This window comes from Kitasatospora sp. NBC_01287, assembly GCF_026340565.1.
Lineage (GTDB): Bacteria > Actinomycetota > Actinomycetes > Streptomycetales > Streptomycetaceae > Kitasatospora.
Genome location: NZ_JAPEPB010000001.1, coordinates 8,473,644 through 8,488,752, shown reverse-complemented (window position 1 = coordinate 8,488,752; position 15,109 = coordinate 8,473,644). Strand labels below are relative to the sequence as shown.

Genomic DNA, 15,109 nt, shown 5'->3' with positions numbered 1-15,109 from the left:
GGCACTCAGACGCGCCGCCTCGAAAGGACACCAATCGTGATCACCGTCAAGGCAGGAAACGACCTCGCCCTCCGCTGCACCTGCGGCTCCTACGCCTTCCGCGGCAACTGGACCGACTACGAGCCGTCAGGCACCTGGCGCGAACGGCGCGCCGGCCGGGTCGACGCCCACTGCCACGGCTACTGCGCCAACTGTGGCGAACACGTCCACACGGTCATCGAAAACACCCGCTGCGGCCGCCACGACCCCATCGACCTCTAGCCACCCCACCAGGAGCCCGTCATGCGCGCCCTCTTTGCCTTCCTCCTTCTCAGCATCGCCTGGCCCGCACTCGGCACCGCCGCCATCACCGCCAGCACCTGGCTCGCCGCCAACCTCACCCTCGACCTCACCGCCGCCGCCCTGATCCTCCTCGCCCGACACCGACCCCACCGCGCCCACCCGATCATCACGTTCCTCGCCGGCGCCGCAATCGCCACCTGGATCACCGGCCACCGACCCAAGCCCACACCGCTCACCACGGCCACCGGCCCCCAGATCCCCGCCTAACCCACCACCAACCACTCGAAGGAGAACCGCCGCCGTGACCGCCCACCGCGAACGCCTCGCCCTCGGCGCAGCGCTCGTCATCATCGCCCTCACAGTCGCCGCGTTCTGGCTCTCCTACGCCCACCTGCACGCCGTCGCCGCCGCACACGGCCTCGGCCAGTCCCCGGCCCGCTCCTGGGCGTGGCCCGCCACCCTCGACCTGTTCATCGTCGCCGGCGAACTCCTCATGCTCCGCGCCTCCCTCGCCCGCGCCACAGACTGGTGGGCCATCGGACTCACCGTCGTCGGATCCGGCGGCTCCATCGCCCTCAACGTTTTCGGCGTCGGCGGCCACGACCCGCTCGCGTACGTCACCGCCGCAGTCCCACCGACCGCCGCTCTGCTGGCCTTCGGCGCACTGATGCGCCAGGTCCACTCGCTGCTCTCCGATCACGACGAAGTGACGCCCGTCGACCATGAATCGGCGTACCTCCCGAGCGCCACGGACGCCGCTAGCGTGGCGCTCCAGCGCAGCTCCCAGAGCGCCACGCCAGGCGCCGCCAAGGCGCCCCGAACCAGCGCCCCGGCCACCACCCGGAGCGCCCCGGCAACCGCCACGATGGCGCCCTGGTCGCCCGCGCAGAGCGCCACGCAAGGCGCCACCGTCAGTCTCGTGAAGCGCTCTCAAGGCGCCGCCCAGAGCGCCCCGGTGAGCCTGACGAAGCGCCACCAGAGCGCCCCAACACCGCCCGTCGTGGCGCCCCCGCAGCGCCCCGCCCCCGCCACAACCACCGCCACCAAGGCGCCCCGACCGGCCGCCACAAAGCGCCCCAAGGGCAACCTCCGAGACGCCGCACGCGACGCCATCAAAGCGCTCTACGAAACGAACCAGAAGCGCCCTCTGGAATCCGAGATGGTCGCCGCACTGAAGGCAGCGAAGCTCCCGCACTCCCGCCAGTTCGCCAACGCCCGCCGGCTTGAGATCGAGAAGGACGACCCGGCGCTGGCCGCACTCGGCTCCCAGAACGTCCGCCCCCTGACCGGCTCCTGATCAGCCGCGACCACCGAAGGAGTACTTCTGATGGCCCAGTACATCGGCTACGCGCCGGCCCCGGCCGACCTGCCGGGCCCCCGTACGACGATCTCGACGACCGTGGCGACGGCCCCGACGACGACAGGGGGCAATCGCTCACAGACCGTCACAAATCGGGACACGTATGGGAACTCTCCGTACCCGCCGTCATCGTCGCCACGACCCCGCCGCACCCGATTCTTCATCTCCTGCACCACGGTCGTCATCCGCGCCACCAACTGGGCGCTCGCCCACCGGTGGGAACTCGCCCCCGCCGCCACCATCGCCGCCCTCACCACACTCGGCTGGTGGCAACACGGCACACCGGGCGCCGGCTGGGAAGCCGCCGGCTACCTGGCGCTCGCCGCCGGCTCCGGCACCGCAGCCGCGCACGGGCTTAAGCACAAGCACCAGCACCTGTACGGCGCGGGAGCCGGCCTCGCGGTGGCGTTCGGCGACGTGGCAGCCGGGACCGGATTCGGGCCTGACGCGGCCTCGCTCACCGTGGCGGCAATCAGCACCGCACTCGCCTATGCGGCGTACGTGCCGTGGCTGGCCGAGCACGGCAAGGGCCACAAGCACCCGGCGCGCCCCGCCGAGACAGCGGCTGCCATCGGGCCGGAGACGGGAACACGCCGCGCCCGGCAGTTCGCGGGCACGCCGAAGCCGGAGGACCCGAACAACGAGGCCCTGGCGGAGAGTGGCCAGCCGGTCGAGGTCGACAGCGTCTACGAGGCGCTTCAGCACAACCCGTTCTTCGACGATGTCATCCCGTACGCCGATGACGAGAGCGATGACCTGGCCGATCCGATCCGGATCGGCTGGGACGAAACCGGGGAGCCCGTGTATCTCACGATGCTGTACCGGCACACCCTCGTCGCCGGCGCTTCGGATTTCGGGAAATCCGGCCTCGTCAACCTGATCATCAAGAAGCTCCTCCGGAAGCAGCACGCCGAACTGTTCGGCATCGACATGAAGCCGGGCGCCCCCGAACTCGGCCCATGGGAGCCGACGCTGCGCAGGCTCGCCCGCACCCCGGAGGAAGCCCGCGACCTGCTCCAGTTCATCCGGGCAGAGTGCGACCGGCGCGGCGCATTCCTCGCGGACTTGTCCGCCAGCTCGATGGCCTCCGGCCGCGGCCCGGTCCGCAAGTGGATCCCCGGCGTCCACGGGCCCGCCTGGTGGATCGTCACTGACGAGCTGGCCGAGCTGATCCGCCAGGACGAGGAGCTTCGCAAGCTGGAAGCAGAGATCCGCAAGGTCAGTGAGGACCCCGAGCCTGCCGAGCCGAAGATCTCCACCACCTACGAGAGTCTGCTGGCGATGGCCCGTTTCCTCGGCATCCAATTCATCTCCGCCACGCAGCAGCCCTCCGCCAAGGTTTTCGGCGGCAACACCGATGCGCGCGGGAACTACGCCAACCGGATCTCTACGCGGGTCGGCGAGGCCGGGCACACACAATTCATCTTCGGCAGCGGCTGCACCGGGAAGGGCTGGAAGCCGGAGGAGCTGACCAGGCCGGGCGAGTTCTACCTGGGTGCTCCGGAGATGCCGTTGGTGGACCCTCCGCAGTGTCGGGCCGAGTACGTCACCGACGCGGACATCGGTGCGGACGTCGGGCACTACTTTCAGGCTGGTCACCGCGGGCCAGCGGTGGTGGTGACGGAGCCGAAGGTGCGGATGCTGAAGTCCGTGCCGGCCGATGCGGCTCCCGCCGAGCCTGAGCTGGTATTCCCGGACGGTTCGGCGGTTGGTCGCAACGACTGGCCCGACCTGTACCGGGTGTTCTGCCGCCTGTGCGCCGACCGGGGTTACGCCACCAAGGACGACCTGGTGGACGGGGGGCCGTTCAACTCCCGTGACACCGTGCGCCGGGCCACCGAGGAGTGGCTGACCCGCGGGGTCCAGGTCCGCAAGGCCGGCCGCGCTGAGCAGTTCTACCTACCCGACACCGCTACCGATTCCGATGACTGACCAGGAGACCCTCATGTATCAGGACACCGCCCCCGCGACGATCACGACACTGCTCGAGCCGAACACCACGATCCCCGCCCAGCTCGCCCCATACGTGCCACCCCCGCAGCCCACGATCATCCCCGCTGCGAGCCCCGCCGTTCCCGGCGTCATCATCGGTGTCGACGGCACCCCCTACTACGGGCACCCGCCGATCATCTACGCCCAGCCCCAGATGCTCGCCGACCCGCAAGCCGCCCAGATGGTCGGCCGCGGCGCGATGCTCGCCGGCGGAGGCATCCTCGCCGCCGGAGTCGGCGTCGGCGCCGCTGAACTCGTGTCAGCCGTCGCGGCCGCCGGCGTCGGGGCCGGTACCCTCCTTGCCGCTGCGGCGCTGATGGCGATCGGGAAGGCCAAGGCACCCAAGCGGATCGTCAACCACATCAACCGCCGTGAGGAGTACCACCAGCACGTCACGAACACCGCTACCGGCTGGCTCGGCCGGGCAACCGGCTCCATCAATTCGGCGAGCAACCACACGACCAGCAGCACGATCAGCTGAACACCGCCCACCCGTCGGCGCGGTGCACCACACTGGAACCTCACACCGAGGGGGACTCTGTGGCCGCACCGCGTCGACGCCGCACCAACTACCGGCCAGGGCGCCGCCGCACTACCATCCGTCGACCACGCCGCAGGTACGGGCTGTTCTCCCCGCCCGTCATCCTCACCGCCAGCGTGCTGGTCGCGATCGGCTCCCCCACCATCGGGATCCCGATCCTGGTCCTGGCCGTTGCCGGGCTGTGGTTCATGAAGCCCCGCCGTGTTCGGCGCATCGTCCGGGCACCGCGCAGGCCGGCCACCATGCGGCCGCGCATGGCCAGCGCTAGCATCGGCAGCTACCAGGCCATGACACCGGGCCAGTTCGAGCACGCCCTCGCCGCCCTGTGCCGCCGCGACGGCTGCACCAACGTCCAAGTGGTCGGCGGCGCAGGGGACCTCGGTGCCGACGTCATCGCCACCCTTCCCGACGGCCGACGCCTCGTCATCCAAGCCAAGCGCTACGCACTCACCACCAAAGTCGGCTCCGGTGACGTACAGAAGGTCGGCGGCACCGCCCGGCAGATCCATGGCGCAGACATCGCAGCCGTCGTCACCACCTCCACGTTCACCCCCGCAGCACGCTCCTACGCGACGCAGGTCGGCATCCGCACCCTCGATGGGAACGCCCTGGCCCGCTGGGCGAGCCGAACCGGGGCCGCACCCTGGCAGTGACATCCTGGACCGCATGACCGACTGCCCCGCCACCGCCACCATCCAACTCGGCGGCGAACTCTGCACCGCCATCTGCAACCTGCCGCCCGGCCACCACGGCCCCCACGAAGACATCGTGCTCGGCGAATGGGGCAGCCCCGAAACGGCCGCACCCGCGAGAGGATGAACAGCATGACACCCACGAACCCGTTCCGAGTCGATGCGATGCCCGCGGGCGAAGTCCGAGTGAGCGCCACGCTCTTCCCCGAGGAGATACGGCACGGCGCGGTAGTCCGCGGCTTCAGCATCGCTGAGGCGCGAGACCTGGCCGCACAGCTCCTCGCCGCAGCCGAGGTCGCCGAGGCCCATCAGTGACCGGCGATCTGGTGGCGTTCCCGCGGACATGCCTCCGCGAGATCAGGAATGGGATCCGTGCCATGCTCCGCGCACTGGCTGGTGACCCCAATCCGACCATGACGCCTGCGGAAGTCTGGATCGCCCTGACCGGGAAGCAGTTGCCTCGATGAGCTACCCCGACTATCGCAGCGAATGGGCACCCGAGGAGGGCTGAGCTGGGTGGCTGTCACTCAACTCCAACTGTGCTGTGACATGCGATAATTGGCCTACAACAGTACCCCGGCGACGGCGGTAACCGTCCCGGGGTTTGGCCGACTGCATAGGAGTCGACGTGGGCCAGACTAGCCCATTCACCCCCAACGAAATCAGCGACGGCAACTACGGCGTCCGACCAAGCATGGCGGGCCTAATTGAGCTGGTCGACACGTCGGATCCGGCCTTTCCATACATCGCGGCCGTCCTCCGGGACATGCAGGGCGGGGGCGTCGAGCTGAACGAGGCGACCATCGCGATTGCCATCCAGCTTGGACGTCAGAAGCAGGTGCGGAGCAGGTCGATGGGAACCCAGTCCGGCCATGCTGACACTGTCCACCCGACCACTGGCGCGATCGTCTACTACATACGCCGCAGCGAAGCAATCAAGATCGGCACCACTGCTTCGCCCGTGAAGCGCTTTCGGAGCCTCCTGCCCGACGAGATCATGGCGTTCGAACCCGGCGGTTACGCACTTGAAGCTGAACGGCACACGCAGTTCGCGCACCTTCGGATCGCCGCGAACCAGGAGTACTTCACCCCGGCCTCGGATCTCCTTTCCCATATCTCGACTGTGCGGGACCAACACGGCTCTCCCGACCCGGCGTGGCCGACTCTGGGATGGGTGCATCCTCGCTACGCCGTCGAACTCCCGCCACCAGCCACGACGGAGATGGTCACCGCCGCAGATGGTTGCACGCGTCTCGGCGTCAAGAAGAGCACGCTTCACGGCTGGGTTCATCGAGGGCGAATCTCCCCCGTCGGCTACAACTCTCGTGGTCACCAGCTCTTCTACATCGACCACCTGAGGTACCTTGCGCGCCTGAACGCACCGTGGACTGGCTGGACCGACGACGAGGCCACGCTTTCCGCGTAGTGGACAAGATCCCCGGGGAGGTGTCACACTCCGATCCAGCAGTACTACTGCGCCCAGAACCTGGAAGGCCTCCACCATCGGTGGGGGCCTTCACGCATGTCCGGGGGTGTCCGTGGACCGTGTCCTTCTCGAAGTCGTCCCCGAGCATCTCGTCTACGCACACGAGGCCGAGGCGGAGACCGGCGTTCCGCAGCAGGTGCTTCGTCAGTGGGCGCGGCGCGGAAAGATCCACCGCTTCCCCGGTGACGGCCGCCCCTCTGGCCAGGGCCACCTCTACCGGACCATGTACTCCCTGCCGGAAGTCCGCGAGGCCGCAGCGTCCTACCAGCCTCGCGCCGCAGCCGCCTAACTCCCGCCGGCCCGCACCCCCTGCGGGCGTCGAGGCGGGACGGCCCGCGTCCCGAGGGTGGCGCAGGGCCCGGGGGGTCCCGTAGTTGTCCGGCACTCCGAGGGCGCCGACGCCGACCACGGGACCCCACAACCCTCAAGGGAGGAGCACACGGTGGCCGACTGCCTGTGGTGCGGGCACCGCATCCCACCAGACATGGACGGCGAATACTGCTCCACCCGATGCGCCCTCCTCCACGCACGATCAGCAGGAGCCGAGTGACCCAGCACGACCAGGCCACCCGCGCCCTCGACGCCCCGTTCACGCCGCCTGACGACTGGGACCCGATCCCCGGAACCTGCACCCGCTGCGGGCAGCCAGCGTGGCTTGGTGAAACCAAGTGGTGGCACAACGCGGAACCCTGCCAATCCCGCGGCCGCACCGCCGACTTCCTGCCCGACTGAGGAGGCGCCGTGCACTGGCTCGCGCACTTCTTCGGCCTCGACAACCCGTCCGGCCCCGCATACCTCCTCTGGTCCGGTGTCGGCTCCGACGTGAGCGAACTCGCCATCATCGGCGGCCTCATCAGCATGTGGCGCCGCCACAACTGCCACGTCCGCGGTTGCTGGCGAATCGCCCGGCACCCAGTGGACGGCACCAACTGGGTCGTCTGCCGCCACCACCACCCCGACGACCCGCCCACCGCCGCAGCCGTACGCAACGCCAGGCACTGACCGACCCTCACCGCGAAGGAGCACTCCCTCATGCTCGTTCTCCCCACCCGCTCGCAGCGACGCTACGCGTCCCGCAAGCTCGCCCGCCAGTACGCGTTCTACAACGGGCCCGCGCCCCGTTACGAGCCGGTGCGCGACCTGTCCTGCCACGTGCACCACAGGCAGGCGCCGTGCAAGCGGTGCGCCGGCGACACGAAGTAACCCACCCTCACCGCAAGGAGATCACGATGTCCAAGATTGCCGACGAGCTCCGCGCAGAGTTCAACTCCCTCGTCACCAAATTCCACGCCGTCCTCGACAAGCTCCACGGCGACGAGACCACCCTCGCCACCGAGGCTCACGCCGACGAGATGCAGGTCGCCCAGGACGCGAAGCCGGTCGTCGACGAGGTGAAGACCGACGCCGAACAGCTGGTCACCGAGGCCGTCGACGACGCCAAGAACCTCAACACCCCGCCCACCGCCTGACCATGGGGCGCGACGACGCCAGACTCTCTCCCAGCAGGCGAGCCGCCCAGGAAGGCGGCACCGTGTCGGAGAAGCCCAAGTGCGGCGCGAAGACGAGACAAGAGGACTCGAAGGAGTTCTGCACCCTCGCCGCAGGCTGGGGTACGCCACACCCAGGAATCGGACATTGCCGCCTCCACGGCGGGAACACCGGCGGGCAGAAGATCAAAGCCGCGAAGATCAAGGCCGATCGGGAGGTCCAGGTGGTACTCGCCGAACTCGACGTCACCCCAGTCGACGACCCCCTCACCGCCCTGTCCCAGCTCGCAGGCCAGGTCGTCGCCTGGCAGAAAGCCACCGCCGCCCTCGTCAACCGCCTCGGAGACGAAATCCGGTACGAAGGCCACGCCGGGGCTGAACAGCTCCGCGCTGAGGTGCAAATGTACGAACGGGCCATGGACCGGGCCAACACCGTCCTGTCCACCATCGCCCGCCTCGACATCGACGGCCGGCTCGCCCGCATCGAAGAAAGCAAGGCGAAGCTGCTGATGGACGCCGTCCAAGCCGGACTCGCCGCAATCGGAATCACCGGCGATCAAGCCGTCAAGGTCAAGCAGGTCATGGCCCGAAAGCTCAGGGCCGTCTCCGGATAGGCGGTGAGCCGTGCCACGGCTCGACGCAATGACACTGCTGGCCGACAAGCTGGAACGCGGCGACGGGCAACCACAGTGGTCGACCCCCGGCGACCTGGCCGCCCTGGTCGACCCCACCACAGTGCAGACCCCGGCACTCGACCGGATCGACCGTGAGATCGCCTGGGCCTACTCGACCCCCGGCGCCCGGCTGATCATCAGCCTGCCGCCCCAAGAGGGCAAGTCGAGCCGCGTCACGAAGATCGGATCGCTGTGGGCGCTCGCCCGCGACCCCGAACTCCGCATCGCGATCGTCTCCTACAGCCAGCCTCTCGCCGAAGGTTTCGGCCGCGACGTCCGCAACTGGATCACCGTCAACGACGGCGACGAAGGAACTTTCGACATCGGCCTGCGGATCGCCCGCGACTACGGATCCGCTAAACGGTGGCAACTCGAAGGGCACCGCGGCGGCATCGTCTGCGTCGGCATCGGCGGCGGCCTCACCGGCAAACCCGCCGAGGCCCTCGTTATCGACGACCCGTTCTCCGACAAATCACAGGCCGACTCCGCCTACTACCGGGACCGGGTATGGGGCTGGTGGCAGTCCGTCGGATCAACACGCCTCGCCCCCGGCGCCCCCGTCATCCTGATCAACACCAGGTGGCACGAAGACGACCTCGCCGGACGGTTCCTTGCCGCCGACGACGGACACCGCTGGCGAGTCGTCAACATCCCAGCGCTCGCCGACCACGACCCCACAAAGGGCGAGAGCGACCCCCTGGGCCGCGAGCCGGGACAATGGCTCACCTCGGCCCGAGGCCGCACCGACACCGAATGGGAAGCAATCCGTATTCAGGCCGGCAGCCGGGTGTTCAACGCCCTCTACCAGGGCCGCCCCTCTCCTGATGCGGGGAACGTGTGGCAGCGCCACTGGTGGCGCCGCTACACCACCCCCCTGTGGTCACAGCACCCTCACCGACCGGACGCCTACCGGGTCGACGAGGCGGACGAGATCGTCATGTCGTGGGACATGGCCTTCAAAGACACCAAGAGCAGCGACTACGTCGTCGGCCAGGTGTGGGCCCGGCGCGGCGCCAACGTGTACCTCCTCGACCAGGTCCACAAGCGCCTCTCGTTCACGGACACGGTCACCGCATTCACCGCGATGGCCGCCCGCTGGCCGCAAGCCACCGCCAAGTACGTGGAGGACAAGGCGAACGGCACGGCGATCATCGACACTCTCAAGTCGAAGATCCCCGGGATCGTGGCCATCAACCCGACCGAGTCGAAGTACGCGCGGGCCAACGCCGTCGCCCCGGTCATCGAGGCCGGCAACGTGTTCCTCCCGGAGGCGGGGATCGCCCTGTTCGACCCCGAGGAACTCATCGACGAGGCTGCAGGGTTCCCCAACGCGGCGCACGACGACCAGGTCGACGCCACCAGCCAAGCCCTCGCGCAAATGCTCCTCGACGGCACCGGCGCCCAAGCCTGGCTGGCGTACGCGCGCCGCAAGGCCGAGGCCGCCACCGCTCCTGCCGCCGAACCCGCCCTCGAGCAGGCAACCCCAGGCAACCCCGAAGACCCAGCCGACATTCACAAAGCCGCCCGAGACGCCGCCTTTCGAGCCGCACGCCGATAACCAAGGGGGGTCCACGTGCCCGACCCCCGCCGCCTCACCAAAACGTTCGGGTCGGGCGCCCCAGCCGCGATGACCGCCGGTGAGAACGCCGCCCTGATGACGCCCTCCGCGCCGTTCTCACCCGGCACACCCATCAGCCCGTACGACGGCTACTCCCGCACACCCCGCGCCCACGAGTACGTCACCAGCTACAACACCAGTGCCCGGCCCCGATCGCACGAGCGGGTCAGCTTTGACAGTCTCCGCGGTCTCATCGAGTCCTACGACGTCGCCCAGATGTGCATCTGGCACAGGATCGACTCGATCCGGTCCCTGGACTGGTCGCTGGTCGCCGCCCCGCACTTCGACGGTGATGTGGCCGACGCAATCAACGTTGGCATGGCGGCCCTGGCGCGGCCAGACCGTCAAACCCCGTTCTCGACCTGGCTGTCCGCCTACCTGTACGACGTTCTCGCCTACGACGCCGGTGCCCTCTACCGGCTGCGGAACCGGCGCGGTGACGCGATCGGTCTCATGAACGTCGACGGGACCACGATCGCCCCGCTGCTGGACTACTGGGGGCGGTCTCCCGGGGGCAGCGCAGAAGCCTACGTCCAGTACATCAACGGCCTGCCGTGGAACTGGTTGACCCGCGGTGACTTGATCTATGAGCCGTTTCGGAAGCGCCCGAACTCACCGTACGGGTTGGCGCCGCTGGAGACGATCCTCCTCAACGCCAACACGGACATCCGCTTCCAGGTCTACTTCCTGGAGCGGTTCACCGAAGGCAACATTCCCCAGGCCTTCGCGTCCGCACCCGAATCGTGGTCCCCCGACCAGATCGAGCAGTGGCAGACACTGTGGGACTCGTTCATGGCCGGGGACCAGGCCGCCAAACACACCATCAAGTGGATGCCCGGCGGGTCCACGATCGCGTGGAGCAACGAGAAGGATTTCACCGACCAGTTCAGCCTCTTCCTGATGAGGAAGACCGCCGCCGCGTTCCACGTCGTACCCAGTGACATGGGGTTCACGGAGAACGTCAACCTCTCCTCCGGCGAATCCCAGGCCGACGTACAGCACCGCGTCGGTGACCTCCCACTGATCCGCCACCTGCAGCACATCCTCAGCGCCTTCCTCCAGGACGACCTCGGGCTCCCCCTCAATTTCACGTTCGACCTGGGCGAAGAGCAGGCCGACCGGCTACAGCAGGCCCAAGCCGATCAGATCTACATCCAGAACGGCGTGATCGGCGCCAGTGACATCCGCTCCATGCGGTACGGGCTCGAAGAACCCGAAGGCATCCCCGTGCCAAGGTTCATCTTCGACGCGCGAGGCGGCCCCATCCCGCTCGCCTCCCTGTACGCGGTCGCCGGACAGATCGACCCGGCAACCGCCGCACCAACCCCCGGCACACAGCTACCGCACACCGCTTTCGCCGGCGTCGAGGGCGTCATGCCGAACCCCCCGGTGCTCACCGCACCGCTCGCCGAGCAGGAATACGGGCCCTCCGCACTGCCTCCTGCACCACCGCCACAGCCAGCCGCCCCGGGTTCTGCCCCAGTGGCCAAGGCCGGCAGCGGCCAGCAGCAACGCGAGCAAGAGGCAAAAGCCGAACTTGCCGCGTTCCGGAAGTTCACCAAGTCCCGGCACCGCGCCGGCCGATGGAGGGACTTCGAGTTCCGCACCATCGACCCTGTCCGGGCACGCCGCCTCAACCAAGACGGCAGGCTCGCCCTTCGTAAGGCCGACGGTCAGGTTGCTGTAGCCGGCCTCGCTGTCCAGGCCGCCGACACCGGCCGGGTCCTGATGCTGCAGCGGGCCCTCGACCCCGAGGATCCGGCCGCCGGCACCTGGGAGATTCCAGGCGGTCACCTTGAAGGAGATGAGACACCGCTTCGGGGCGCCTGGCGGGAATGGTCAGAGGAGACCGGCTGCATACCGCCGCCGGGATGCCAGACCGGCTCCTGGACGAGCGCCAACGGGGTCTACCAGGGCACCGTCTGGACCGTCGACTCCGAGGACTGGGTGCCGCTCAGCAGCCGCGACCAGGTGTCGAACCCAGACGACCCGGATGGCGACTGCATCGAGGCGATCGCCTGGTGGGACCCGGCCCAACTCGCCGGCAACCCCGCCGTGCGACCTGAACTCCTGGCCAGCCTTCCGGACGTGCTCTCCGCGCTCGGCATCGAACCGGATGACGCGCCGGGGGAGTTGCTGAAGGCGGCTGCCAGCCCAAAAGGATCGGCCCCTGACGGGGCCTGGCCCGGATGGGAGCTGGATCTTGCCGTCGCCGCGCACTGGGCTCCGCTTATCGCCGCTGCGCTCGCCGGGGTCGTCACCATCGACAGGGCACGCCGGCTGGTCAACGGCTACACCGCCCAGCAGTCGGAACAGCCGACCATCGACGATGCCATCGACTGGCTGGACGGGCAGGGCATCGACCTGACCGACCCGCTCGTTCCCGTCCTGACCGGGCTGACCACTGACGCCTATCTCCTCGGCGCCGCCTCTGCTCAAGCCACCGTCAGCGGCGGCGATCTGCAGACAAGCGGCTGGCAGCCCGGCCAGAGCGGCACCGCGCGAGACCGGATCGAAGAGCTGGGACTCGCCGCCGGACTGACTGCCGTCCTTGCGGCCATCCCCGCACTGGCCGACAAGGTGGCCGACACCCGCATGAAAGCCGTCGCCCACATGCTGGCAACCGGTCCAGTGGCTGACATTGACGCGCTCGCCGAGGCGGTCAGCGATGCTGCCTCCGACCCGGGCGCAGTTGAGGCCGTTGCGGTGACCGAAACCACTCGCGGCGCCGCGACAGCGGCCGCCGACTACTACCAGCAGCAGAAGGTGCACGAGGGCCGATGGCTGACCGAGCCGGACGGCCGCGTCTGCCCCGTCTGTGACGCCAACGCGGCCGCCGGCCCCCGACCGATCGGGACCAACTACCCGAGCGGCGACATCTCACCACCCGCGCACCCGCGCTGCCGGTGCGCCCTCGTCCCCGCCTAGGAGGTGGCCAAATGCCTGAGCAGCGTTACCTCTTGGGGGTCGCCTACCAGGCCGGACCCGACCCGCGCATCCAGCGCGGCGCCGACGGCGGCCGCGACTACTTCTCGGCGGACGAGCTGGAGAAGGCCGCATGGAGCTTCCTTCCCGGCGGCGCCGAAGTCGGGCTGTTCCACGGACCCGAGGAAACCGTCGGCCACTTCACCGTCACAGAGTCCTACATCTACCGGGGCCCCGACTGGGATGTCGGCGACGGCACCATCGTCAAGGCCGGCGACTGGCTCCTGGGTGGCATCTGCGACGAGACCGCGTGGCGGCTCTACAAGTCCGGCCGGATCACCGGCTTCTCGCCGCAAGGGCAGGCGCGGCGCATCACACGACGGAGCACCGAATGACCTCACGCGCCGAGGACGAGTTCACCGAGCTCGTCGACGCCGACATCCCCCGCGTGGACCTCGTCGACAAGGCCGCCAACGGCACCACGTTCCTGATCGCCAAGCGAGCGGATGGCACAGGGCTCATGGGCTCGGACCTTGTGCGTGAGCTCATCGGAAAGTCCGTACCTGACCCCGCCCTGGAGGAGACCGTGACGATGACAGGCAGCCCCGGCGCGCTCATGAAGCTCATCCACGAAGCGGCCGCGCGCCACGAGCCCGCCGAACCGGTCGCAAAGACGGGCGAGCGGAACGCCCAGGACGACGGGGTCACCAAGGCGCTCGTCACCGGCGAACTCGACGACAGCGCCGACGGCATGGACCCCACCGTGGTCCTCGCCGCACCCGACACCGACGACGCCCCTGGCGACCCCAACGAGCCCGGCAGCCCCGCCTGGGAGGCCGTCGACGCGGCCACCGCCCAGAAGTGGATCTCGATCGCGGTCCGGCTCAAGAACGCCCTGGGTGTCCTCGCCGACCGTGAGCTGCTCGAAGCTGCCACCGTCGACCCCGATGACGCCGACAACGCGTGGGACCTGCAGGACGCCCAGTGCGCCCTCGACTACGTCATCGACACCCTCGCCGGATTCGCCGTCGACGAGCAGGCCGAGGCCGAGCTGTGCACCGAGGCTATGGAGCAGGTCGGCAAGGCGCTTCGAGGATTCGACGTGGCGCCGCTCGCCACCTTCGAAGCGCTCGCGCCGATCGCGAAGGCAGGCCGCAGCCTGTCCGCGGCGAACGAGCAGGCGATCCGGGACGCGGTCGACAGCCTGCAGAACGTGCTCGCATCCCTGCCCGCCGCACCTGTCGAGAAGAGCAGCGGCCCCGTGGTCGCCAAGACCGCACACGAGGAGCCGAACATGCCCGTACCGACCGAGAGTTCCGACACCATCGACGCGTCCGGCCAGGAACCCGCGATGGGAACCCAGGAGCCGATGGCAAAGGCCGACGGCGAGAAGGCCCCCGTGGTTGTCTGCTACGACCAGAAGGGCCGGCTGATCGGCATCGCAGACCCCGCCGACATCACCCCCGTCGCGAACGCGGAAGCCGATCCCGACGACATGGATAGCTCCGACAACGCCGACACCTCAGACGACTCCCCCGAGACGGCGGACGACGCCACCCAGACCACCGACCTTGACCCGCAGCCCGCGGACCAGGCCGGAACCCCCGCCGACGCCACCCCCGACGACGGCGCAGTCACCAAGCAGACCGACGACACCACCCTCTCGGACATGTTCAAGAGCAGCCTCCTGGCCGCGGTCGAAGACGCCATGACGAAGCACAGCGCCACCCAGGCCGAAAAGATCGCCAAGACCGGCGATGCGGTCCTCGAACTGGCGGAACTCGTCGAGACGCTCAAGGGCCGCATCGGGACGCTGGAAGAGCAGCCCGCCGAGCCGAAGGTCTTCACCCAGGGGGCCGGTCCCGTCCCGCAGCACCTTCGCGGACAGAACCACGGCGCCCCGGCCATCGACGTCGGCAAGGCCCAGGAACTCAAGAAGAGCCTCATGGCCTCCACCGACGCCGTCGAACAGCGAAACATCGCGGCCCTCATGAACCAGCAGGCCCGCCTCGCGTTCGACCAGCTCCAGCAGCGCGGCTAACCCCAGCGCCC

At 68.9% G+C, this 15,109-nt stretch carries 19 protein-coding genes; all 19 read left to right on the top strand.

Annotation, left to right across the window (positions count from 1 at the left end; all coding sequences use genetic code 11):
* Positions 1-36 precede the first annotated feature (36 nt).
* The 19 genes from OG455_RS36400 (at position 37) to OG455_RS36310 (ending at position 15,098) form a co-directional block, all read left to right on the top strand.
* Positions 37-261 (top strand): hypothetical protein, encoded by a 225-nt coding sequence (locus tag OG455_RS36400; RefSeq protein WP_266300549.1) that lies wholly within the window; start codon positions 37-39, stop codon positions 259-261.
* Positions 262-282: 21 nt separating this feature from the next.
* Positions 283-549 (top strand): hypothetical protein, encoded by a 267-nt coding sequence (locus tag OG455_RS36395; protein WP_266300548.1) that lies wholly within the window; start codon positions 283-285, stop codon positions 547-549.
* A 34-nt stretch (positions 550-583) separates the two neighbouring features.
* Positions 584-1,579, top strand: coding sequence for a DUF2637 domain-containing protein (locus OG455_RS36390; protein WP_266300547.1), 996 nt, complete (start codon positions 584-586; stop codon positions 1,577-1,579).
* 30 nt (positions 1,580-1,609) lie between these two features.
* Positions 1,610-3,574, top strand: coding sequence for an FtsK/SpoIIIE domain-containing protein (locus OG455_RS36385; protein ID WP_266300546.1), 1,965 nt, complete (start codon positions 1,610-1,612; stop codon positions 3,572-3,574).
* A gap of 13 nt (positions 3,575-3,587) precedes the next feature.
* The gene (locus tag OG455_RS36380; protein ID WP_266300545.1) at positions 3,588-4,115 is read left to right on the top strand and encodes a hypothetical protein; all 528 of its coding nucleotides are present in this window, start codon (positions 3,588-3,590) and stop codon (positions 4,113-4,115) included.
* A 59-nt stretch (positions 4,116-4,174) separates the two neighbouring features.
* Positions 4,175-4,828: a restriction endonuclease gene (locus tag OG455_RS36375; RefSeq protein ID WP_266300544.1), complete on the top strand. Its 654-nt coding sequence runs from the start codon at positions 4,175-4,177 to the stop codon at positions 4,826-4,828.
* A gap of 13 nt (positions 4,829-4,841) precedes the next feature.
* Positions 4,842-4,994: a hypothetical protein gene (locus OG455_RS36370; protein ID WP_266300543.1), complete on the top strand. Its 153-nt coding sequence runs from the start codon at positions 4,842-4,844 to the stop codon at positions 4,992-4,994.
* Positions 4,995-4,999: 5 nt separating this feature from the next.
* Positions 5,000-5,182 carry a hypothetical protein gene (locus OG455_RS36365; protein ID WP_266300542.1) on the top strand — a complete coding sequence of 61 codons (183 nt, stop codon included), beginning with the start codon at positions 5,000-5,002 and terminating at the stop codon, positions 5,180-5,182.
* 313 nt (positions 5,183-5,495) lie between these two features.
* Positions 5,496-6,293 carry a hypothetical protein gene (locus tag OG455_RS36360; protein ID WP_266300541.1) on the top strand — a complete coding sequence of 266 codons (798 nt, stop codon included), beginning with the start codon at positions 5,496-5,498 and terminating at the stop codon, positions 6,291-6,293.
* A 112-nt stretch (positions 6,294-6,405) separates the two neighbouring features.
* On the top strand, positions 6,406-6,642 hold the full coding sequence (locus tag OG455_RS36355; protein WP_266300540.1) for a hypothetical protein: 237 nt from the start codon (positions 6,406-6,408) through the stop codon (positions 6,640-6,642).
* 257 nt (positions 6,643-6,899) lie between these two features.
* Positions 6,900-7,085, top strand: a complete 186-nt coding sequence (locus tag OG455_RS36350) for a hypothetical protein (protein WP_266300539.1) — start codon at positions 6,900-6,902, stop codon at positions 7,083-7,085.
* 9 nt (positions 7,086-7,094) lie between these two features.
* Positions 7,095-7,355 carry a hypothetical protein gene (locus tag OG455_RS36345; protein WP_266300538.1) on the top strand — a complete coding sequence of 87 codons (261 nt, stop codon included), beginning with the start codon at positions 7,095-7,097 and terminating at the stop codon, positions 7,353-7,355.
* Between the two features lie 30 nt (positions 7,356-7,385).
* Entirely contained in the window at positions 7,386-7,556 is a 171-nt protein-coding gene (locus tag OG455_RS36340) for a hypothetical protein (protein ID WP_266300537.1), read from the top strand.
* A gap of 26 nt (positions 7,557-7,582) precedes the next feature.
* Positions 7,583-7,822 carry a hypothetical protein gene (locus tag OG455_RS36335; RefSeq protein ID WP_266300536.1) on the top strand — a complete coding sequence of 80 codons (240 nt, stop codon included), beginning with the start codon at positions 7,583-7,585 and terminating at the stop codon, positions 7,820-7,822.
* A 62-nt stretch (positions 7,823-7,884) separates the two neighbouring features.
* Complete coding sequence (locus OG455_RS36330) at positions 7,885-8,454, top strand: hypothetical protein (RefSeq protein WP_266300535.1); 570 nt, start codon at positions 7,885-7,887, stop codon at positions 8,452-8,454.
* 10 nt (positions 8,455-8,464) lie between these two features.
* Positions 8,465-10,072, top strand: coding sequence for a phage terminase large subunit (terL, locus tag OG455_RS36325; RefSeq protein ID WP_266300534.1), 1,608 nt, complete (start codon positions 8,465-8,467; stop codon positions 10,070-10,072).
* A gap of 15 nt (positions 10,073-10,087) precedes the next feature.
* Positions 10,088-13,060, top strand: a complete 2,973-nt coding sequence (locus OG455_RS36320; protein WP_266300533.1) for a phage portal protein — start codon at positions 10,088-10,090, stop codon at positions 13,058-13,060.
* Positions 13,061-13,071: 11 nt separating this feature from the next.
* Positions 13,072-13,452 carry an XkdF-like putative serine protease domain-containing protein gene (locus OG455_RS36315; RefSeq protein ID WP_266300532.1) on the top strand — a complete coding sequence of 127 codons (381 nt, stop codon included), beginning with the start codon at positions 13,072-13,074 and terminating at the stop codon, positions 13,450-13,452.
* Positions 13,453-13,505: 53 nt separating this feature from the next.
* Entirely contained in the window at positions 13,506-15,098 is a 1,593-nt protein-coding gene (locus OG455_RS36310; protein ID WP_266300531.1) for a hypothetical protein, read from the top strand.
* Positions 15,099-15,109 lie beyond the last annotated feature (11 nt).

Excerpts from the sequence above, each read along its gene's own strand:
- OG455_RS36340 (WP_266300537.1), top strand. The coding sequence starts at position 7,386 with ATGCTCGTTCTCCCCACCCGCTCGCAGCGACGCTACGCGTCCCGCAAG.
- OG455_RS36365 (WP_266300542.1), top strand. The coding sequence starts at position 5,000 with ATGACACCCACGAACCCGTTCCGAGTCGATGCGATGCCCGCGGGCGAA.
- OG455_RS36370 (WP_266300543.1), top strand. The coding sequence starts at position 4,842 with ATGACCGACTGCCCCGCCACCGCCACCATCCAACTCGGCGGCGAACTC.
- OG455_RS36380 (WP_266300545.1), top strand. The coding sequence starts at position 3,588 with ATGTATCAGGACACCGCCCCCGCGACGATCACGACACTGCTCGAGCCG.
- OG455_RS36315 (WP_266300532.1), top strand. The coding sequence starts at position 13,072 with ATGCCTGAGCAGCGTTACCTCTTGGGGGTCGCCTACCAGGCCGGACCC.
- OG455_RS36335 (WP_266300536.1), top strand. The coding sequence starts at position 7,583 with ATGTCCAAGATTGCCGACGAGCTCCGCGCAGAGTTCAACTCCCTCGTC.
- OG455_RS36395 (WP_266300548.1), top strand. The coding sequence starts at position 283 with ATGCGCGCCCTCTTTGCCTTCCTCCTTCTCAGCATCGCCTGGCCCGCA.
- OG455_RS36385 (WP_266300546.1), top strand. The coding sequence starts at position 1,610 with ATGGCCCAGTACATCGGCTACGCGCCGGCCCCGGCCGACCTGCCGGGC.